Origin of the sequence: Streptomonospora arabica (assembly GCF_039531585.1) — a bacterium.
GTDB lineage: Bacteria > Actinomycetota > Actinomycetes > Streptosporangiales > Streptosporangiaceae > Streptomonospora > Streptomonospora halophila.
This window is the reverse complement of record NZ_BAAAQI010000005.1, coordinates 121,754-142,823: the sequence shown is the minus strand read 5'-3', so window position 1 is coordinate 142,823 and position 21,070 is coordinate 121,754. Positions and strand designations below refer to the sequence as shown.

Annotated in this window: 16 protein-coding genes; 9 read left to right on the top strand and 7 right to left on the bottom strand. The window is 72.8% G+C overall.

The features are described from left to right. Nucleotides 1-49: 49 nt before the first annotated feature. The gene (locus tag ABD284_RS10820) at nt 50-1,075 is read right to left on the bottom strand and encodes a serine hydrolase domain-containing protein (protein WP_344142628.1); all 1,026 of its coding nucleotides are present in this window, start codon (nt 1,073-1,075) and stop codon (nt 50-52) included. A 457-nt stretch (nt 1,076-1,532) separates the two neighbouring features. After that, nucleotides 1,533-2,441 (bottom strand): hypothetical protein, encoded by a 909-nt coding sequence (locus tag ABD284_RS10815; RefSeq protein WP_344142626.1) that lies wholly within the window; start codon nt 2,439-2,441, stop codon nt 1,533-1,535. A gap of 169 nt (nt 2,442-2,610) precedes the next feature. On the opposite strand from ABD284_RS10815, the gene eccCa reads away from it, so the two are divergent. From eccCa to ABD284_RS10795, 4 genes are all read left to right on the top strand, one after another. Next, nucleotides 2,611-6,636 carry a type VII secretion protein EccCa gene (gene eccCa / locus ABD284_RS10810; protein ID WP_344142625.1) on the top strand — a complete coding sequence of 1,342 codons (4,026 nt, stop codon included), beginning with the start codon at nt 2,611-2,613 and terminating at the stop codon, nt 6,634-6,636. Beyond that, nucleotides 6,633-7,067 carry a hypothetical protein gene (locus ABD284_RS10805; RefSeq protein ID WP_344142624.1) on the top strand — a complete coding sequence of 145 codons (435 nt, stop codon included), beginning with the start codon at nt 6,633-6,635 and terminating at the stop codon, nt 7,065-7,067. Before eccCa ends, ABD284_RS10805 begins: the two co-directional genes overlap by 4 nt. 2 nt (nt 7,068-7,069) lie before the next feature. Continuing rightward, complete coding sequence (locus ABD284_RS10800; RefSeq protein WP_344142623.1) at nt 7,070-8,095, top strand: DUF6177 family protein; 1,026 nt, start codon at nt 7,070-7,072, stop codon at nt 8,093-8,095. Nucleotides 8,096-8,161: 66 nt separating this feature from the next. Continuing rightward, a complete protein-coding gene (locus ABD284_RS10795; protein WP_344142622.1) occupies nt 8,162-9,211 on the top strand; it encodes an ADP-ribosylglycohydrolase family protein in 1,050 nt (349 codons plus the stop codon). Nucleotides 9,212-9,704: 493 nt separating this feature from the next. Here ABD284_RS10795 and ABD284_RS10790 read toward each other — a convergent pair whose 3' ends face one another. Genes ABD284_RS10790 through ABD284_RS10780 form a run of 3 tightly spaced genes read right to left on the bottom strand, consistent with a single transcriptional unit; the run spans nt 9,705 to nt 13,663 of the window. Further along, entirely contained in the window at nt 9,705-10,187 is a 483-nt protein-coding gene (locus tag ABD284_RS10790) for an RNA-binding protein (protein ID WP_344142621.1), read from the bottom strand. Nucleotides 10,188-10,223: 36 nt separating this feature from the next. After that, a complete protein-coding gene (locus ABD284_RS10785) occupies nt 10,224-11,060 on the bottom strand; it encodes a hypothetical protein (protein WP_344142620.1) in 837 nt (278 codons plus the stop codon). 5 nt (nt 11,061-11,065) lie between these two features. Continuing rightward, nucleotides 11,066-13,663, bottom strand: coding sequence for an ADP-ribosyltransferase (locus ABD284_RS10780; RefSeq protein ID WP_344142619.1), 2,598 nt, complete (start codon nt 13,661-13,663; stop codon nt 11,066-11,068). A gap of 482 nt (nt 13,664-14,145) precedes the next feature. Between ABD284_RS10780 and ABD284_RS10775 the strand changes: the two genes are divergently transcribed. Next, nucleotides 14,146-16,407: a terpene synthase family protein gene (locus ABD284_RS10775; RefSeq protein ID WP_344142618.1), complete on the top strand. Its 2,262-nt coding sequence runs from the start codon at nt 14,146-14,148 to the stop codon at nt 16,405-16,407. Between the two features lie 55 nt (nt 16,408-16,462). On the opposite strand, the gene ABD284_RS10770 is transcribed toward ABD284_RS10775, so the two are convergent. Continuing rightward, nucleotides 16,463-16,804: a DUF6507 family protein gene (locus ABD284_RS10770; protein WP_344142617.1), complete on the bottom strand. Its 342-nt coding sequence runs from the start codon at nt 16,802-16,804 to the stop codon at nt 16,463-16,465. Nucleotides 16,805-16,826: 22 nt separating this feature from the next. After that, entirely contained in the window at nt 16,827-17,330 is a 504-nt protein-coding gene (locus ABD284_RS10765; RefSeq protein ID WP_344142615.1) for a hypothetical protein, read from the bottom strand. 186 nt (nt 17,331-17,516) lie between these two features. Between ABD284_RS10765 and ABD284_RS10760 the strand changes: the two genes are divergently transcribed. The 4 genes from ABD284_RS10760 to eccD all read left to right on the top strand — a co-directional run bounded on the left by ABD284_RS10760 (nt 17,517) and on the right by eccD (nt 21,034). Continuing rightward, nucleotides 17,517-17,852, top strand: coding sequence for a hypothetical protein (locus ABD284_RS10760; RefSeq protein ID WP_344142613.1), 336 nt, complete (start codon nt 17,517-17,519; stop codon nt 17,850-17,852). Nucleotides 17,853-17,885: 33 nt separating this feature from the next. Next, a complete protein-coding gene (locus ABD284_RS10755) occupies nt 17,886-18,182 on the top strand; it encodes a pore-forming ESAT-6 family protein (RefSeq protein WP_386698803.1) in 297 nt (98 codons plus the stop codon). A 347-nt stretch (nt 18,183-18,529) separates the two neighbouring features. Next, nucleotides 18,530-19,621, top strand: coding sequence for a TNT domain-containing protein (locus ABD284_RS10750; protein WP_344142611.1), 1,092 nt, complete (start codon nt 18,530-18,532; stop codon nt 19,619-19,621). Between the two features lie 87 nt (nt 19,622-19,708). Then, entirely contained in the window at nt 19,709-21,034 is a 1,326-nt protein-coding gene (gene eccD / locus ABD284_RS10745; protein ID WP_344142609.1) for a type VII secretion integral membrane protein EccD, read from the top strand. Nucleotides 21,035-21,070: the final 36 nt, after the last annotated feature.

The following is a 21,070-nucleotide window of genomic DNA, read 5'->3' as shown; positions in this document are numbered from 1 at the left end:
CCCCGTCCCGGTCCCGCTCGGCACCGGCCCGCCCCGGCGCCTCGGCGCATCAGTCGGCGAAGGAGGCCCGCACCGCCGCCCTCAGGTCGAACAGGCCGGTCCGCCGGCGGCCGTGGTGGACGGCGTTGGTGAGCAGGCCGACGTAGCGGCCGGTAGCGGGGTGCAGGAACAGGCTGACCCCCGTGTAGCCGTGGTGGTACACCAGCCCGTCGTCGGTGACCAGCCAGGCCAGGCCGCGGGAGAAGTGCTCGTCCGCCGGCACCTGCGGGCGCCAGCTCTGGCGGAGGTACTCGGAGAACGCGTCCCGCCGCCCCCGCGAGCGGTCGTGCACCCGGAGCAGGTCGCGGGCGAACACGCCCAGGTCGATGGCCGTGGTGAAGACCCCGGCGTGGCCGGCGACGCCGCCCATCAGCGCGGCCGCCTCGTCGTGGACGACGCCCCAGGTGGGAGCCGTGCCGGGGATGCGGCGCTCGGTGGGCGCCACCGCCGGCGAACGCGACAGCGGGCCGTAGGTGGTCGAGGGCATGCCGGCCACCGACCACAGCTCGCCCGCCAACCGGTCCAGCGGGTCGCCCAGCAGCCGCTCCAGCAGCAGTCCCAGCAGGATGAACCCGCGGTCGATGTAGCGGTAGCCCTCCTCGTCCAGCGGCTCGGCGAGGATCGCCTCGGCGAGGTCCTGCTCGGTGCCGACGTAGCGCTCCAGCCAGGTGACCGGGTTCAGCCGCGACGTGTGGGTGAGGATCTGGCGCGCCGTGACCTGCCCTCCCGGGAAGGGGCCGCCGGAGAAGTAGGAGCCCAGCGGGGCGTCGAGCCCGACGAGCCCCTCGGCCACCACGCGCCCCATCAGCGGCCAGGTGGCCATGACCTTGGTCAGGCTCGCGACGTCGTAGCGGACGTCGGGCGCCGCGGGGTGGTCGCCGACGGTCTCGCCGATCCCTCCGACGGACACGAACTCCCACATGCTGTCGGTTCCGACTACGGCGGTCCCGCCCGGAAGCCACCCGGCGTCCACCATCACCTTCAGGACGCCGCGGATCTCCGCCCCGGTCTCTGCGAGCCAATCGCCGTCCAGCACGCGCCCCTCCCCTCCGAGCCCTGCCACTCGCCGGATACCCGGCGGATACCCAAAGGAGAGCCGATAGTCCCGCCGCGGGTCCAGTGTCCCAACCCGAATGGCGCGGCACGTCGTGACCGAAATTCGTGCCCCGTGACCTGCTCGGAAGCCGATCGGTGGCGGAACGTACGCCCGGAACCCCATCCCCCGGCCCCGCGGCGCTGTTCGGGCTCCGATTGCGGTGCCGCGAACCCGAAGAGGGGTGCGGGCCGATATTGCCGGGGCTGCAGGGACGGCGGGGAACGACGATAAGTGTGCGGCCACATCCGGGGGCCGCGGCCTGATGCGGCCAATCGGCCGGCGCCCCAAAGCCCGTCGCGCCACGTGCCTTTCCTGCGCCTCTCGCCTACGGGGCGCCCCGTCGACGGTTCCGGCGGGTCGTTTCCCGTTCTCGCGGGCGGTCCGGGACGGCGGCCCGCTACGCCTCCCGGTCGCCGCCCGCGCTCCGCCCGCCGCGGGCGCTCTTGCTCCTGCGGCGCAGCAGGCCGGTCTCCCGCAGGACCGCCTTCACCTGTGCACGCGCCCGCCGCGGCCGCGGGTCCACGGCCGCCAGCTCTCCCGCGCGCCACAGGTACACCCGCCGCGAGCACGGCTCCTCCGCCTTCTCGTGCAGTGCGGCGGCCTCCGCGGCGAACGCGGGCAAAGCCTTCAGCGCCGCCCGCGAGGCCAGCGGGTACGCCATCAGCGTGTCGAAGCGCGGCACCGCCACCAGCGCGGCGTCGCCGTCCTCCTCGGCGAGCAGCTCGTCCAGCTCGCTGAGCAGCACCGTCACATAGGCGCTGCCCGGCTTGGTGACCACCCGCACCTCGCCCCCGGCGGCCAGCGGGCGCGTGAAGTCGACGACGTCGGCCAGCTCGCGCTCGCGCGTCTGGCGCAGCGCGTAGCCCAGCCGCCGCAGCTGCAGCAGCCCGGCCCGGTGCCGGGTCAGCGGTGCGCCGTACTCGGGGTGCTCCACCACCACCAGAGCGTCGAAGTGCGCGCCGGCCGGGGTCCACACCAGCTCGCGGCGCCGCTCCTCGGACATGGCCGGTACCAGGCGGATGCGCAGCAGCTCGCGCACGTCGCCCAGCAGCTCGATCTCGGCGACGGCCATCGCGGCCCGGTCGGCGGTCTCGCGCAGCCAGGAGTCGACCACTCCCGGCCACTCGGCCCGCTCGGCCGCCGCGCAGCGCTCCAGCAGCCCCCAGGTGGACGCGCTCAGCTCGGTCCAGCCGAACCCGAGGACCACCGCCGAGGCCTCCCGGTCGAAGCCGGCGCCGGGCAGGGAGACCGGCAGCAGGCCTTCGAGCAGCGCGTGGACGTCGCCGGCGATCTCCAGCTCGTGCACGGACCGTCCCCTCCCTCCTGCTCTGACGCGCGGCGCGCCTGCGCGGCTCCCTCCGCGTCCGCCACCGGCGGATCGCGGCCCGCGCCGCCCGGACCGCTCGCGATTACGGTAGGGGAGGAACCCGTCGCGCCGAATAGGATCGTCCCCGTCCAGGCGGAAAGGAGCGCTGGTGACCACCCGCGTAGTGCATCGGCCGGCACGCACCGTCCACCCCTCGCCCCAGCGCGAGCCCTACGACGTGGAGGCGCCGCCGACCCTGCCCGACGGCAATGCGCAGGGCAACCAGCTCATGTCCATTCTGCCGATGATCGCCATGATGGGCTCGCTCACCGTCATGATGGTCCTGCGCAACCCCGCGTTCATGGCGCTCGGCGCCCTGGTGCTGGTGATCGCGCTGTGCGCCGCACTGGGCATGCTGCTCTCCCGCCGGGGCCAGGCCGCGCGCCAGCGCCGCAACCAGCGCGAGCTCTACCTGGAGTACCTGGAGGAGCTGCGCGAGGACCTCAGCGGCCGCGAGGACGCGGCGCGCGAGTACGCACAGCTGCTCGACCCTCCGCCGGCGGCGCTCTACGACGTCGTGCGCGACCCCACGCGGCTGTGGGAGCGCCGCCGCAGGGACCGCGACTTCCTGCGGGTGCGTCTGGGCACGGGGTCGATGCCGGGCCAGCCGCTGCGGCTGGGCGAGCGCGGGTCGGCGCTCACCCCCACCGACCCGTTCATGCTGTCGGAGGCCCAGGCCGCGATCCGGCGCTTCGAGCACGTGCCCGAGATGCCGCTGACCCTGCCGCTGGACATGACCGGCAACATCAGCGTCATCGGCGAGCGCGCCGACGTGCTGCGGGCGATGCGCTCCCTGCTCGCGCAGTTCGCCGTGTTCCACGCGCCCGAGGACGTCTCCCTCGCGGTGGCCCACCCCTCGTCGGCGGCGGCCGACTGGGAGTGGGTGAAGTGGCTGCCGCAGGCGCTCGACCACGAGCGCCGCGAGCACGGCGCCTACGCCCGGCTGATCGCGCCCACCCCCGCCAAGCTCGGCACGCTGCTCGCCGACGACCTGCGCGCCCGCACCGACTTCGCGGCCGAGCTGCGGCGCGGCATGGGCAAGCGCGAGGCCTACCAGACGATGCGGCGCCTGCTGGTCGTGCACGACACCCACGGCTCGGTCGCCCAGGAGCTGGTGCGCCCCGACGACGCGGTTCCGCCCGCGGCGCTGGGCGCTACCGTCGTGCACCTCGCCGCCGCGCAGATCCACGAGCCCGGCGACGTGAGCGTGCGCATCACCGTCGAGGGCGACCGGGTCCGGATCGAGGACCTGCGCAGGGACGACCCCGCGGGCGCGGCGGCCGTCGGCACCGTCGACGGCGTCGGGATCGGCGACATCACCGGCCTGGCGCGCATGCTGGCGCCGCTGCGCCTCTCGCGCGAGTCCGTCGAGGAGGCCGCCGCGGAGGGCGGCAGCTCCGACTTCACCGCGATGCTGGGCGTGGAGGACCCCGGTGACATGGACGTGGCCCGGCTGTGGGCGCCGCGCAGCGAGCGCGGCTTCTTGCGGGTGCCCATCGGCGCCGACGACCTGGGCCAGCCGATCATCCTGGACCTCAAGGAGTCCGCGCAGCTGGGCATGGGACCGCACGGGCTGTGTGTGGGCGCCACCGGCTCCGGCAAGAGCGAGATGCTGCGGACCCTGGTCATCGCCCTGGCCGCCTCCCACCCGCCCGAGCGGGTCAGCATGGTGCTGGTCGACTACAAGGGCGGCGCGACCTTCGCCCCCTTCGAGGAGATGCCGCACGTCGCAGGGGTCATCACCAACCTGGAGGACGACGCCGCGCTGATCGAGCGCGCCTACTCCAGCCTCTCCGGCGAGGTGCAGCGGCGGCAGCAGGTGCTGCGCGACGCGGGCAACGTCGCCAACATCGGCGACTACCACTACAAGCGCGCCCACGACCCCAGCCTGCCGCCGCTGCCCCACCTGCTGGTCATCATCGACGAGTTCGGCGAGCTGCTGACCGCGCGCCCCGACTTCATCCAGCTCTTCTTGTCGATCGGCCGCATCGGACGCAGCATCGGCGTCCACCTGCTGCTGTCCAGCCAGCGCATCGAGAGCGGCAAGCTGCGCGGCCTGGAGACCTACCTGTCCTACCGGCTGGGCCTGCGCACGTTCTCCGAGGAGGAGAGCCGCACGGTCCTGGACACCCCCGACGCCTTCCACCTGCCGGCGCTGCCGGGCTTCGGCTACCTCAAGGTCGACACCAGCGTCTACCAGCGGTTCAAGGCGGGCTACGTGTCGGGCGCCTACCGCGGCCAGGTGGCCGCCGAGGAGGCCGACGAGCGGGAGGGGCCGCCGCCGGTGTACCCCTACACGGCCTACAACGGCGCCGGGGCCGCCCACCAGGGCGCCCAGGCCGACTCCTCCGAGGACGAGGAGTCGGCGCTGCCCGACCGCACCGTGGGCCCCACCCTGCTGGACGTGATGGTCGACCAGCTGACCCGGGTCGGCGAGCCCACCCGCAGCGTGTGGCTGCCGCCGCTGCCGTCGGCGACCACGCTGGACGCGGTGACCGGCCCGGTGCGCATCGCCGACGAGGCCATGCGGCTGCCCCAGCCGCCCGGGCCGATGCAGGTCCCGGTCGGGCTGCTGGACGACGCCGCCCGCCAGTGGCAGGGCACCTGGAGCATCGACCTGTCGGCCTCGGGCGGGCACTTCGCGATCATCGGCGGCCCGCAGACCGGGAAGACCACGCTGCTGCGCACCATGGTGCTTTCACTGGCGCTGACGCACACCCCCGACCAGGTCTCCTGCTACGCGCTCGACCTGGTCGGCGGCGGGCTGCAGGCCCTGGCCGACCTGCCGCACGTCGGCGGGGTGGCCGCGCGCACCGACGCCGAGCGCGTGCGCCGCACCGTCGAGGAGGTGCGCGCGATGCTGGAGCGGCGCCAGGAGGTGTTCCGCGACCGCGGCATCGACTCCATCCAGCAGCTGCGCCGCATGCACGCGCGCGGCGAGGTGCCCGATCTGCCCAGCGCCGACGTCGTCCTGCTCATCGACGGCTACGGCGCGATCCGCAGCGACTTCGAGGAGATCGACGACACGGTCAAGGACCTGCTCCAGCGCGGCGGCGGCTACGGCATCCACGTCGTGGCGGCCATGCTGCGCTGGAACGACGTCCGCATCGCCATGCAGTCCAACTTCGGGCAGAAGTTGGAGCTGCACCTCAACGACCCCTCCGACTCCTCGGTGGACCGCAAGCTCGCCGAGACCCTGGGCGCCGACACGCCGGGCCGGGCGCTCACCGACCAGAAGCTGTTCGGCCAGGTCGCGCTGCCGCGTGTGGACTCGCTGGCCGAGGACGACAACCTCGGCGAGGTCGTGGAGAAGACGTGCCGCGCCATCGGCACCGCGTGGAAGGGGACGACGGCTCCGCCCGTACGGATCCTGCCGCACCTGCTGCCCGCGGCGACGCTGCCCGGCCCCGAGACCGAGCCCACCCAGGTGCCGATCGGCGTCGACGAGCAGGGTCTTGAACCCGTGCTGCTCGACCTGTTCGACCGCGATCAGAACCTGCTGGTGCTGGGCGACGGTGAATGCGGCAAGACCAACCTCCTGCGGCTGGTGGCCGAGGGGCTCATCGCCCGCTACCCCTCCGACCAGGTCGTGTTCGCGGTCATGGACCCGCGCCGCACGCTGCGCAACGTCATCCCCGAGGCGTATCTGGGCGGCTACGCCAGCAACGCGCGGGTGTGCCAGGGGCTGGCCGGGGGCGTGGCCAAGGAGCTGGAAGGGCGCATGCCCGATGACGCCGACCCCGATTCGGCCGATACCGGGACGCTCGGCGGGCCGCGCATCGTCGTCCTGGTCGACGACTACGACCTGCTCACCACCGCCGGCCAGAAGCCGCTGACCCCGTTCGTGCCGTTCGTGTCCAACGGGCGCGACATCGGCCTGCACTTCGTTCTCGGCCGCCGCGTGGCGGGCGCCGGGCGCGGGCTGTACGACCCGCTCGTGCAGGCCATGCGCGAGACCGGCGCCAGCTCCCTGCTGATGTCGGGCGACCGCAGCGAGGGGCAGCTCTTCCCCAAGATCTACGCCAACTACCAGCCGCCCGGTCGAGGACGGTGGATCCGCCGCGGCCGGTCCCCGCGTCTCATGCAGACGGCGATTCTGGACGCGGATACCGGGACGGGAGATGAGAGCCGGTGACATACGACGTCGTCGCGCTGGTGCGGCGCGCGCCCGACGTGCGGGCGCTGGTGGACGCCATGGTCGACGCGGGGCCCGATCTGAAGGTCGTGGGCGCGGGCGAGGGCGCCGTCCTCCGGCTCACCGACGATTCCGGACGCTCGCTGCTGGCGATCGAGGCGGCCCAGAAAGTCGAGGTGCCCGACGAGGTCGCCCGGCTGCTCGGCGCCCGGGCGGCCGCGGACATGCCCGACCCGTGCTGGTGGGTGGAGGCCCGCGCGCCGGGGGCGGGCGACGACGCGGCCGCGTTGGCCCACCGGTTCGCCGACGCCCTGGCGGGACGGCTGGGCGGTGCGGTCTGGCCGCAGCGCGCGTCCGCGCCGCCGGCACCGGGAGCGGCCGGCGCCGACGCGGCGGCGGACGCCGGCGGCGCGGACGGGGGGAGGAGGTGACCGTGGTCGCCGACCACCCCGCTGTCGACACCGCCACCGAGCAGGCCGCCGTCGTGGTGCAGGACCGCGACGTGGTGCCGCTGTCGTCGTGGCTGACCGACGCGCTGTCCGCCTGCGGCGCCGACGACAGGTCGCTGCAGGTGCTCACCTCCCCCGATACGCGTCTCACGCTGCCGCTGCGCAGCGTCCTGCAGAACCCGAAGGCGCGGTGGGTCGTCGAGGAGTCCGACGGCAGCGGCTACTTCGACGGGTTCTCCGGCGTGCCGCTGGCCTGGGACCGGCGGGCCGGGTTCGTGGTGGGCAAGAGCCACCGGGTGCAGCACGGCCCCACGCCCACGTTCATGCGCCCCGTCCGGGAACCCGGCAGCCAGCTCTGGATCGACCTGCGGCTGCGGCACAAGGCCCGCGAGGGCCTGGTCCTGGGTACGGGGATCGAACTGCTGGCCCAGGCGTTCGGCGGCGCGGACCCGGCCGGCTGGGGCACCAGCGAGCCGGCGCTGTCGCACTGGGACACCGCGCGTCTGACGGCGCTGTGCCGGCGCCGGTCGCCGCAGTCGACGTGGACGGTCTTCACCGGGCCCGGGACCGCGCAGCGCCCGTTCATCGGCACCCACCGGTCGACGCGCGTCGTCGAAGGGGTCAAGGAGGTCGTCACCTTCGCCGTGGGCTACCCGGAGGGGGTGGATCCCGCGCTGGAGCGGCTGCGCGGCGTGTGCCGGGGGTTCGCCGACCGCGGGGCGCTGACGAGCATGACCGTCCAGCGGTTCGCCGGCCGGGCGGACCTGACCTACCCGCCGGTGTGGTCGGGCGTGCCCGTGCCGGTGGGGATGGCGATCGGGGCGGAGACGGTCGCCGAGATCGGGATCGCCCACGCCGAAGGCGCCCCCGCTCCGGGGGAGCGTGTGGGACCCGCACGCGCTCCGGCGATGTGGTATCCGCTCGGCGACGGTACCGATCCCGAGGCCTGGAACGCGTTCCGCACGCTGATGGCCCATCTCCAGCCGGAGGGCGCCGGGCGGGCGGGCTGAGCCCGCTGCGCCCGCGCCGGTCCGGTCCCGCCGCACCCCGGCCCGAACCCCCGAGGAAGGATCTGCGTGAGCGACACCCACCCCGCACGAGAGCAGGAGCAGGAGCGGCTCGACCGGTCGGCGGGCGTGCTGCTCGGCGCGGCCTGCGGCGATGCGCTGGGCGTACCCTACGAGTTCGCGGCGCGCCTGGGGCCCGACACGCGCCCCGAGATGGCCGGCGGCGGGCTGGGCCCCTACCGTCCCGGCGAGTACAGCGACGACACGCAGATGGCGGCCTGCATCGCCCGCGCGTTCGCGGGCGCGCCCTACGCGGGCGCCGCGGAAGGCGCGGGCGACGGCGGCCGCGCGGGCGCCGTCGGCGGCGGGGCGCTCGATGCCGTCGCCGAGAACTTCCTGACCTGGATGTTCGAGGGAGCCAGCGACATCGGCAACCAGACCCGAGCGGTCCTGGGCGCGGCGGCGTCGAAGCGCGGATCGCCCGGTGTGGCCGAAGCGATGCTCGCGGCGGCGCGCGAGCGCTACGACGCGGGTGTGCCCAGCGCCGGCAACGGGTCGCTGATGCGCACCGGGCCGATCGGGCTGTGCTTCCCGGACGACCCGCAACGCACCGCAGCCGCGGCGCGCCTGGTCAGCAGGCTCACCCACGCCGACCCGCTCGCCGAGGAGGCGTGCGTCCTGTGGTGCGAGGGCGTCCGCCGCGCGGTCGGCGGCGGCGGCTTCGCGGGCGTGCGCGCCGGCCTGGACCTGCTCCCGGCCGGGCGCCGCGACCCCTGGGCGGCCCGGCTGGACGAGGCGGAGCAGGCGCCGCCGCACGCGTTCTCCCCGAACGGATTCGTGGTACCGGCGCTGCAGGCCGCCTGGTCGGCGGTCGCCACGACACAGGGCGAGGGCGGGGACCACCTCGCGGCCGCCCTGGAGAACGCCGTACGGGCGGGCGACGACACCGACACCGTCGCCGCTATCGCCGGCGCCCTCCTCGGCGCCCGCTGGGGTGCCTCGGCGGTTCCGCCCCGCTGGCGCGCGTCGGTCCACGGCTGGCCCGGCCTGTCGGCGGACGACCTGGAGGATGTGGGCCGGACCCTCGCCTCGCTCCCGGACTCGGCACTCGACAGCTGACAGGCAGACCGAGGCCCTCGCCCCGGGTGTCCCGCCCACAGGCTCTCGATGCGGGACACGACCTCGAAGGGGTCCCACGGGCCGTCGTGGCAAGCGCCCTCTTCGTTGAGGCGCTCGGCGATGGTCTGCGGATCGGCCATCGTCGCGGCACTCGTTTCGGCGAGCCGCCGGATGTGCGGCGGTACGCCTCCTGGCGCTCGTCCCGCTTTCGCTTCGCCTCCCGCTGCTCCGGGCTTCCGGCGTAGGGCGGGACATCGGGGTCACCGCGAATTCGTCGCACCATGGCAGCAGATTCTGGCGGATCGCCACCGGGCGCACCAGGGGCACACGGGATGGGGGGCCGACAGGCCCGGGCGGGCCGGGACGGCCTCGGGCGGAGTGGGCGGCACCGGCCTGATCGCGATCGACGGCCGGAGTACCAAGACGCCGCAATGCCCGTGAACCCTCCGGGCCGGCGCGGTACGAGGTCTACCTGGGAGAACCTGTTGCCCGACTATTCGAACTTGAACGCTGTAATGGCCTCGTCCAGTTCTTCTTCAGACGGCTCGGTCCGCGGTGACCGGGCCTCGATCCGTGCCCGGAGCTGAGCTTCGGCGAGCGCCTCGTCGTAGCCGCCATCTCCCGGCTGCAGGCGTTCGACGCCGTCCCACAGGGTGCCGTTGGGCAGCTCACCGCAGGTGGGCACCAGCACGGTCACCCCGTCACTGTCCAAGCGAGCCATTACGGACCTCTCATTGTGCGCGTGGATCTTCCGCCCCGTCTGCGGAGCCGTCGTTGTCCGCTGCGGGTTCGAGCCCGCGGCGTTCTCCGCGGCGGAGAACCACAGGTAGCCCAGGACGGACTCGCCGCGATCCCGTGCCACGGTCCGATGCCGCACCGGGCCCGAGCAGGTCGACGCGTAGCCGCGCCGGCGGCCCACCGGCTGGAGGCGCACGTCCTCGGTCAGCCTCGGGCTGAGCCACGTCTCCGCGTCCATGTCCCCGCATTCCGCCGCCAGTCGCGCCCGGGCGGCTCAGTCTCGCGCGCGGCGCTTCAGCTCCCCCAGGTTCGGCGCCCGCTGCTCCTCGGCGTCCGCGGGGATGCTGCCGGCATTGGGGTCCTCCTCGGCGCCGACCCAGCTGCGCAGCATCCCGAACGGGCTTAGCCCGTTGCTCTCGGCCTCCTTCATCCGCGAGATCCACCGACTCTCGGCACGGTGGCCGTCGACGCGCGCCTTGACGCGGGGGACAAAGCCGGCCGCGTCGTCGGATTCGGCCACCCAGAGGTACCCGAGGAGAAGGTCGCCGCGATAGGCGGGCACGTAGCGCACCGCCGAATCGGTAGCCATGGTGTAGCCGGGGCTGTCGGTCCGGAACGGGCTCAGCGGCCCCCAGCCCTTCGACCGGTCGACCGGTGTGCCGTCCGGGAAGTACTCGGGCTCGGGCGGAGCCGGAGGCACCGGCGCCTCGGTGTGGCCCGGGTTGGCCAGCCGCCGCAGCTCCTCGTAGCCGCCGAGTTCGGTGAACTCCGCACCGGCCGGGACCGCGCCCGCGACGGGATGCTCCTCCGCGCCGATCCACCGCCGCAGCGCCTCTTCGGCGGGCAGCCGCTCCGCGTAGGCCTGCTCCAGCCGTTCGGTCCACACCTTGGCGGCGTTGAACCCCTCCTTGACGCCTTGGGCGCTGAGCCGGCGGAGGAAGGACGCCCCGCTGGTGCGCACCCCCGCGTAGAGGTAGCCGATCACCGCACCGCCCAGTTCCACAGGGAGGTAGCGCACCGGCCCCGAGACCTGCGCCGAGTAGCCGACGCCGGGCGTCCTCGCCCCCGAGGGCGTACCAGCCGAAGCGGCCGCTCCATTCTCGCTGCTCACACCCCTCACCCCTTGTTCTCGTCGGGAAGCAGGACGTCGGCGTCCACCTTAATACTGCCGTCCGGGAGCCGCTCCACACCGGTGATCTTGTACTCCGTGCCGCGGGGCAGGATCAGCTCCCTCTGGTCGGGGTAGATACTGCTCTTGCCCATCCAGACGCCGTGGGCGCCCTCGGGCACGTTGAGGTGGAACTTGTACTCGAACGGGTTGTTGTCGACGACGGTGGGGTTCCTGCCGACCGACGTCGACATGTAGGCGTCCTCGGTCTGGGTCTCGCCGACCATCTTCTTCAGCGCCTCGTAGGCGTTGGGGCTGCTGGGGTCGAAGCCCTTCATGAAGCTGAAGTCGTGGAGGCCGCGGATCACCTCGACGTCCTCGGGAAGCTCGACGCTGCGCATGCCGGCGTCGATGTCGTCGATGCGGTTGCGGACGTCCTCCGGCGTAGGGAACCCGTCGAACGACTGGATCATCCGGCCGCGGCCGCCGGCGCTGTTGATCCACTGTTCGAGCCGCGCGTCCGGGTTCTCCGACGCCATGATGTCGTCGACGATCTGCCGCTGCTCGCCGGTGAGGTTCTCCGGATGGTCGTAGGCGTGCTCGACGTCGTCCATGGTGACACGCCCGTCGACCATGTCCATGAGGTGCATGCCGGGCCCGACGTTGTCCCATTTCCGTTGGAGAATGGACTCGATCGACGCCTGCTTCCGCAGGATCGGGTTGAGCCAGGACTGGCGGGTGTAGTCCTCCAGCCCTTCGCGCTGCGAGTCGGTCAGCCTGTCGTAGGTCTCCGGGCGGAGGACCTCCTCGCCGTACTGCTCGCCCGCCTCGTCGGTGTCGAAGCGGCGGACGCCGTCCTCGTCGACGTGGCCGGGGTACTCGCTCGGGTCGGTGCCGGAGTCGCCGTCCGGAGTCGTGTCGCCGTCCCCGTCGGGGTCGGCGGAGTCGCCGTCCGCACCGTCGCCGTCGATGTCGTCTACCTGATCGGTGTCCGCCGGGTCGCCGGGAGCGTCGTCGCCCTCGGGCGTGGTGTCGCCTTCCGGAACGCTGTCGCCGTCGGGGGTGCCGTCCCCGTCCGGAACCGTGTCACCCTCCGGGACCGTGTCGCCTTCCGGAACGCTGTCGCCGTCGGGAGTGCCGTCCCCGTCCGGAACCGTGTCACCCTCCGGAACGCTGTCGCCCTCGGGCGTGGTGTCGCCCTCCGGGACCGTGTCGCCGTCCGGCGTCGTGTCGCCGTCCGGAGCGTCGTTGTCGACGCCGTCCACCGGGTCCGTGTCCACCGGGTCGAGCGGGGTGTTGTCGCCGTCCGGTGCGGAGTTCCCGCCGGAGCCGCCGTCTCCCCCCGGGCGGTTCCCGCCGGCGTCGACGGGGTCGCCGCCGCCGACGGGGGTCGGCTGGGTGTCGAAGCCCTCGGCCTCGTCCAGCGAGTTCTGGATACCGTCGAGCTGCTGCTGGTCGATGTCGAGGTCGTCCAGCTGGTTCTGCAGGTCCTGAGTGCTCTGCTGCCCCGGCCGGTTGCCGACCGACTGCAGCTCCTGGGTGTTGACCTGCTGCTGGTCGGAACCGTCGCCGTTGGAGTCGCCGCCGGAGTCGTGCGAGCCGTCGCCCCCGACCTTGCGCGCCCCCTTGGCCAGCGCCTTGACCACGCCGGCGCCGCCCACGAACATGCTGCCGACGTTGAGAACGCTCTGCGTGATGACATACCCCGGCCGGTCGCCCCACTCGCGCCAGGGCACGATCGCGTGGGCGAACTCCTTCCAGCCGTTGCCGAGGTTGCTGCCCCACTCGCCCCAGGAGCTGACGCCCCAGCCGTCCTCGCCGTAGAGCCCGACCAGGCTGCCCAGGCCGGCGAGGGTGTCGCCCCAGTTGTTCTTGAGGTTGGTGCCCCACTCGCTCCACGAGCTGACGCCCCAGCCGTTCTCGCCGTACAGGCCGACCAGGCTGCCCAGGTCCTCGGCGATGCCGACGCCGAAGTCCTTCACGCCGTCCCACGCGTCCTCGTACCAGGGGGCGTCGTACTCCTGCGGCTTGGCCCAGGGGGTCTCGACGTCCTTCAGCGCCTCGGACGTGCCGTAGGCCTCCTCGTCGGGCCCCAGGTCGCCGCCGCCTCCCGGGTCCTGCGCGACGAACGTGGTGCCGCCGAACAGCGCCGTGATCGTGTTGGCGCAGTCGCGCTCGGCGCGCTGGTACTCGTACAGGGCCTGGAGGATGTCGTTGTTCAGGTCGTTGTGCTCGTTGACCTTGTCCTCGTCCTCGCGCCAGTCGTCGTCGCCCTCGATGTCGGAGACGAACGACTCCGCGTCGGCCTTCAGGGTCTTGAGCCGCGCCTTGATCGGCCGGACCTCGCCGGCGAACGTGATCAGCGCGGTGCCGACCTTGGTGACCGCCTCGTCGAAGTCGTCGCCCTTCGAGGCCACGGGGTCGATCGCGGCGAACAGCGTCTCCGCCTCCGGGGCGGCGTAGATCCCTTCGAGTCCCTTCCAGGAGGACTTGATGTCCTGCCCCGCCTGGGAGACGTCGGTGCCGTCGCCCTTGAGGTTCTCCCCCGCTGTCTCGACCGCGTCGCAGTCGACCTGGGGGACGGGCACCTCTTCTGGATTGATCACGCCGCTCAAAGCCGCACCGCCGGAACTCGCCGATTCTCGTCACTCACGCGCGCACGACCACAGGGCAGGGGGTCGTCGTCAGGAGACCATTCGCTCCGGGTCTCCCGGTACCGGCCGTCCGATTCCGGCCAGCGCGTACCGTCGTTCGCGGTCTGCCGATTCCCACGTCGCACGCACCTCGAAAGGGAACCGGCGCGCGGCCGACGATCCGTCGGCCCGGGGGCGCACCGGGTCGTCCACCGCGCTACCGCAGACACCGTCATTCTCCGTTCCATTCGCGCAATGCCACCGCTCGCCTGCGGAGGCACACCACTTGGGGAAAGCCGCGAATCGCCTGCTCCACGCATATCAGGCTTCCTCCGCCGCCACGTCTGCCTCACCTTGCGCAATCGCGAATCAGCACCCCCGCATGCGACCGAACGCCACCAATAAGATCCGGAAGGTGAAATAGCACCAGCAGGTCGACGAGAGTAGGTACGCGGATGGACGCGTTCACACTGCCCGACTTCTACCTGTCGCACCCGGCCCGGATCAATCAGCACGTCGAACGGTCCCGCCGGCACACGATGGAGTGGGCGCGGCGGATGGGCATGCTCGACACCCCGGCGCCCCGAGGCGGACTGGTGTGGGACGAGCACGACCTCGCCGTCATGGACTACGCGCTGCTGTGCGCCTACACGCATCCCGACTGCGACGGACCCACCCTCGACCTGATCACCGACTGGTACGTGTGGGTGTTCTTCTTCGACGACCACTTCCTGGAGATGTTCAAGTACACCGGCGACCTCGCCGGCGGCCAGGACTACGTCGACGGCCTCGAACGCTTCATGACCGCCGACGGCGAGGACCCGCCCGAGCCCGCCAACGCCGCAGAGGCGGGGCTGCGCGACCTCTGGCGGCGCACCGTGCCGCACATGTCCGACGACTGGCGGCGGCGCTTCATCCTCAGCACGCACAACCTGATGGTCGAGTCCATGTGGGAGCTCGACAACATCAAGCGCAACCGCGTGGCCAACCCGATCGAGTACATCCAGATGCGCCGCCGGGTCGGCGGAGCGCCCTGGTCGGCCAACCTGGTCGAGGTCGCCGCGGGCGCCGAGGTCCCGCCGGAGCTTGCGGGCTCGCGGCCGGTATCCGTGCTCGTCGACACCTTCGCCGACGCCGTGCACCTGCGCAACGACCTGTTCTCCTACCAGCGCGAGGTCCGCGAGGAGGGCGAGAACTCCAACGCCGTGCTCGTCCTGGAGCGGTTCTTCGACTGCTCCACGCAGGAGGCCGCCGTGCTGGTCAACGACCTGCTCACCTCGCGGATGCTGCAGTTCGAGGACACCGCCCTGGTCGAGACCCCCGCGCTGATGGCCGAGCGCGGACTGCCGCCCGGCCGGCAGGCGGCCGTCGCCGCGTTCGCCAAGGGCCTGCAGGACTGGCAGGCCGGCGGGCACGAATGGCACGCCCGCTCCAGCCGGTACATGAACGACGGCGCCGCCGCGCGCTCGGGCGGCCTCGGCGGACCGACCGGCCTGGGCACCTCGGCCGCGCGCCCGGCCCTGTCCTCGGTCGAGCCGGGCCTGCGCCGCAGGTCGCGCCAGCACGCCCAGCCGCTGCTCCCGCAGGTCGGCGAGCTGGAGTGCGAGCCGATGTACATGCCGTTCCCCCTCGTCCGCAGCCCTCACCTGGACGACGCCCGCGTCTACGCGGTCGGCTGGGCGCGCGACATGGGCATGCTGGAGCACGTACCCGGCACCGGCACCGGCGCGGTCTGGAACGAGCAGGACTTCCTCGACCTCGACCTCGCCTACTGCGCGTCGATGATCCACGCCGACGCCGAGCGGGAGCAGCTCCACCTCTCCAGCGACTGGCTGGCCTGGGGCACCTACGGCGACGACGCCTATCCCCGGTGGTTCGGCGCCACCCGGAACCTCGAAGCCGCCAAGCTCCAGACCGAGCGGCTGCCGATGTTCATGCCGCTGGACACCGAGGAGGACGACGCCCCCGAGCCCGCCAATCCACTCGAACGGGGCCTGGCCGACCTGTGGCTGCGCACCGCGGGCCCGATGAGGCCCGAGGCGCGCCGCAGCTTCCGCACCGCGGTGCAGGTCATGGTCGAAAGCTGGCTGTGGGAGCTGCACAACCAGGCACTGAACCGCGTGCCCGATCCCGTCGACTACATCGAGATGCGCCGGCGCACCTTCGGCTCGGACATGACCATCGGACTCTCGCGCCTCGCGCACGACGAGGAGATCCCCGAGGGGATCTATGAGACTCGTACGCTGCGCGAACTCGAAACCGCCGCGCAGGACTACGCGTGCTTCCTGAATGATCTGTACTCCTACCAGAAGGAGATCGAGTTCGAGGGCGAGGTCCACAACATGGTCCTGGTCACGGAGAACTTCCTCGACGTCGGCCGCGAGACCGCGCGCGACATCGTCGTCGACCTCGCGCGCGCCCGCATGGAGCAGTTCGAGCACATCCTGGCCACCGGGCTCCCTGACCTCCTCGACGCCTGGGAGCTCGACGACCGCGCCCGGGCGGTCATCACCGGCCATGCCGAAGGGCTCAAGTACTGGATGTCGGGGATCTTGGAGTGGCACCGCGCGTGCCTCCGCTACAAGGGCGACTACCTGCGGCGCAAGCACGCCCCGGATCCGAGGGCGGGGTTCTCGTGGGGGCCGACCGGGTTGGGCACCTCGGCGGCCCGTCTCGGGCGGTCGCCGTCGACCGCCGCGGGGGGTGTTCGCAGCTGACCCGGCGCGCGGCGGGGCCCGGCCCCGCCGCCCTTGCGGGCGGCCGCCCGCAGCCCTACAGGTCGAGTTCCTCGATGCTGCCGGCGTTGCCCTGGGCGTCGGAGGCCATCTGCAGGTTGCCGTCGAGGTAGGCGGAGGTGGCGTCGACGCAGCCCTTGATGCAGCTGCCGCTCTTGAGCACCATCTCCTCCAGCGAGGGACCGTACTCGCCGACGAACTCCTCCAGCGCGGTGCCGATGGGACCGCTGGCGGCGGCCGTCCCGGCATCGCCGACGTGCCCGCCGAACGTCTCGATCTTGGCGACCAGGCCGCCTTCGCCGTCGCCGCCGTTGACATGCCCGCCGACGGTCTGCATGACGCCGTTCACCTCGGGGGCCTGGATATCCCAGCCGCTCATGAGCCTGTTCCCTCCCGTCCTCTCAACGCCGGTCTCGGATGCTTGGGCGCTCACTGTCTGCGTTCGGTTCCACCGTTCCGCCGCCCGCGCTTCGGCCGGGCTCGGCCGACACCGGCCGCGCGGCCGTCCCCGAGCTGTCGGCGCCCGCACGGCTCCCGTTCCGACCTGCGGCGAAGCGGTCCGCGCGGAAGATGGAGGGGGGCCTCCCCGGTCGTTGGCCGCTTTCGGCCATCTGGAGCTCCGCGACCCGGTGCGACAGCTTGGTGAGACTGTCGTCGATCTGCGCCGCACCCAGCTTCACCTGGGCCGACAGCCTTCTGGTCGACGCCTTCAGGCGCGCCTGCGGGTCCCGGTCGGCCTCTCGGCCGGCCTCGGCCTCGTCGTCGGGGCCGGTGCCCTCGTCGTGCTCCGCCGCCTCGGGCGCAGCGTCGGCGACGGGCTCGGGCGGCTCTCCACCCGGGCGGCCGTGGGCGCCGATAGCGTCCTCAGCGGGCGGTTCGGCCGGATCGAGGTGTTCGAACTTCATGCGGTCGCTCCCCAGAAACGGTGCTTCACCCACCGGCGGCAGCCGACTGCCGATCGTCATTATGACCCATATAATTATGCGGCGGTTCCTCCCTCTTTACCGTCTGCGCCTAATCGCCGGAACCGGCGACCCGGCGGAGGCGTCCAACCGCGGAAGACAGCAGGTAACCGAGGAGCAGGTGAACAGATGTCACGTTGGGACTTCGGCGATCAGACGCTGACCACCCTGACCCGCAACACCTCGGGCACGGGCGACGAGCTCAGCAGCCTGATCACCCAGCTGATCGACGCCGCCGAGCCCCTGGCCAACCGGTTCAACGGCGCCGGCAAGGCCGCGTTCGACTCCTTCAAGAGCCGCGCCGACACGATCACGGCCGAGCTCAACGCCGGTCTGACCAACATCAACCAGGGCCAGGGCGGCATGCAGCAGGCCTTCATGTCCGGTAACCAGACCATGGCCGACGACGCCAACCAGAACATGGGCGCGGCGAACTTCGACGCCGCCAAGTTCCGCACGGCCTGACCCGGCAGCGGCTGAGGAGGACCCCACATGAGCATGGGACGCAACAGCTACGACCTGGGCGCCTCGGGCGAGGCGCAGACCAACATCCAAACGGTCATGACCCGCCTGGAGAGCCTGATCGGCGAGCACCAGGGCGACGTGACCTCCGCGATGGCGGACTTCATCGCCGACGGCGTCGACGAGGAGTACAGCGCCAAGGAGCAGAAGTGGCACGACGCCGCCGAGGAGGTCCGTGAGATCATCCGGCTCGTGCGCACGACCCTGGAGAACAACGACGAGACCGCCCAGACCTCGCTGTCCAGGGCGAGCACGGCCGTGCAGAGCATCTGACCTGCAGGTCCGACCGCGCAGGCGCCCCCGCCTGCCCATCGGCGATCGCCGCGGCGCGTCGGCGCAGCCTCCTCCGGCCCCTGCCCCTGCGGCCTTCCGGGGCGCTCGGCGCGCCGAGCGCCGCGCCCATCCTTCTCCGGCACCGTGCCGACCGACGGCCGCCGGAGCCTTCGGGCGCGGTACGGCACCGCCTCAGCCGCGCGCACCCGCCGCAGGGGCGCGCGGCCCGGTATGCGCCCCCGCCCCGTACTCTTGCGGGTGCCCTCTTCGTACGCCCTGCGGCCGCCACGCGGGCCCCTCCCGCGAGCACGGACCGTATCCACAGCCCGCTCCGCAAAGGAGGCTTGATGGCCCGCGACTACGACAGCCAGTTGCTGGAGTCTGTCGCCGTGCGCCGCAAGCGGCTCCGGGAGGCGGTCCTGTTCGGTCCGCAGCGCACCCGCCGAAGGCTCGACGAGAACGTCGCCAAGATCATCGCCGGGCTGGTCATCTCCGCCGTGGTCTGCGCGGGCAGCGTGGGCTGGTCGTTCCTGCAGAGTCAGCTCAGCAGCCAGGAGGACGCCGCCCAGGCCCAGGAGCAGGCCCAGTCGCCGCCTCCGCCCGCACCATCGGCACCCGTGCCGGCCGACTGGGTGGGCGCCGAGGTCACCATGGACATGCTCGCCGCCCAGCTCGGCAGCGCCGGAGTGCCGCCCGAGCTGTACGTGCTGCCCGACGAGCCGCGGCCCGCGACGGGCACCGCCACCAGCTACTACCTCATCACCGAGAACGAGCGGGGCTTCTCGGCGGGCATCGTCGAATACGAGCAGGGCCGCACCGGCGCGGACTTCCCCACCGAGGACGAGGCCGCCCGATGGCTCTACGGCGAGCTCGTCCTCGTCGACGCCGATCCCCGGCCCCTCAGCACCTCCGAGGAGAGCAAGGCCGCGAAGCAGACCGCCACGCTCGTCGACGACGTCGGCGCGCAGATCCGCCAGGGCAGCGGCGACGGCGTCAAGGCCACGCTGAAGCCGGGCATGCTCGTGGACACCTTCGGTCAGGAGAGCGGCTCGCTGCTCTTCCCCGACGGCCAGCCGTTCGGTGAGCGCGGCCTGCCCGAGATCGCCCGCCCTTCGGCGCCGTCCGACACCAGCCCCGCACCCGACGCCACGCCCTCCGGCACACCCGCGCCGACGGCGTCCGCACCCTCGGAGAGCGCGGACGCCGGCGCCGAAGCGGACGCGGACGGGGGCTCCGGCGGGTACCACCGATACCGTGTGACGCACCCCTTCAAGGTCGACGCTTCGCTGTCCCCCAGCGAGGGCGCCAACCCGGGCGGAGGCGTCAGGTTCACCGTCGAGGCCGGCGGTTTCATCCAGCCTCCGGCGCTGGTGAGTATCCGCTGGCTGCTGGGCAACGGCTACCTCGAACGGGTCGAGGCGAGCGAGGTGCCCGCCTGAACCACCGCCGCGACCGCGGCGCCGCACCCCCAAGCCTCCGCGCCGGACGCGGGGCACCGCAGCGAAGTAGTGATGGGAAAGGGCTCGATGACGTCTTGGAGCCGCGTGACACTCGTCGGTGAGAACCGCCGTGTCGACGCCGTCCTCCCGGCTCAGGAGCCGATCGGCGCGCTGATGCCCGAGGTGCTCAAGCTGCTGGGCGACCAGGGGCGCAACCCCGCCCTGCCCATGCACCTGGCCACGGCCTCCGGTGTGCACCTCGACGGCGACTCCACGCTGGCCGAGCGCCGCGTCTCCGACGGCGACGTGCTGCGGCTCGTACGCGTCGACGAGCCGGTCCCGGCCCCCGTCGTCCACGAGGTTCCGGACGCGGTCGGGGACGTCCTGGACGGCGACCTGGGCCGGTGGAATTACGCGGCGCGGCGGTGGAGCGCGACGTTCGCCGTTGCCGCGCTCGTCCTCGCCGCGGGCTCCCTGCTGTGGACGGGCACCGGCGGCACGGCGGGCGCCCTGGCGCTGGGCGGCGGCGCGGCGGTGCTGATGGCGCTGGGCTGGACCCTGGCCGCGACCTGGCGCGAGCCGGTGGGCACCGCGCTGGCGATCGCGGGCGGCGCGCTGGCCGGCGAGGCGGTGTGGCTGGCCGCGGCGGGCTTCGGCTGGCCCGGCTGGGTGCTGTGGTGCGGACTGGCGGGCATCGTCGGAACCGCGGTCATCGGCCTGGGCGTGACGACCCCGCTGGGGCGCGGCGGAATCATCGGCGGCGCCGTCACGCTGGCGCTGACCGCGATGTGGGCCGGCGGTTCGGCCTTCGGGTTGCAGCTGTCGCAGGTGGGCGCCGTCATGGCGATGGTGTGCGTGGTGGTCCTCAGCCTCATCCTGCGCTTCGCCATGGGGATGTCGGGGCTGACGGCGCTGGACGACCGGCGCGGCTCGGGTTCGGCCGTGGCGCGCACCGACGTCATGACCGCGCTGGCGAGTGCGCACCGCACGATGACCATCGCCACCGTCGCGGCGGCGGTCTCGGCCGGGGTGGCCGGGATGGGGCTCGCCGCCGACCTGAACGGGTGGACGGCGGCGCTGGCGGGCCTGCTCGCGATCGTCGTGGGCAGCCGGTCGCGGCTGTTCCCGCTCATCCTGCAGAAGGCGCCGCTGATGGCGGCGGCGCTGGCGATCGTCGTCGCCCTGGCGGACGCCTGGGTCGACCGGTCGGCGTGGGCGCTGTGGCCCGCGATCGGGGTCCTGGTGGCGGTGCTGCTCATCCCGGCCGTCGTGCTGGCCTTCGACCAGCCCGAGCACACACGGGCACGGCTGCGGAGGATCGCCAACCGGTTCGAGGCCGTCGCCGTCGTCGTGCTGATCCCGGTGGCGATCGGCTCCTTCGGCACCTTCGAGCGCCTGATCAACACGTTCTGACCCTTGCGACCCAGCGTCGGCACACTCTCCCGGAGG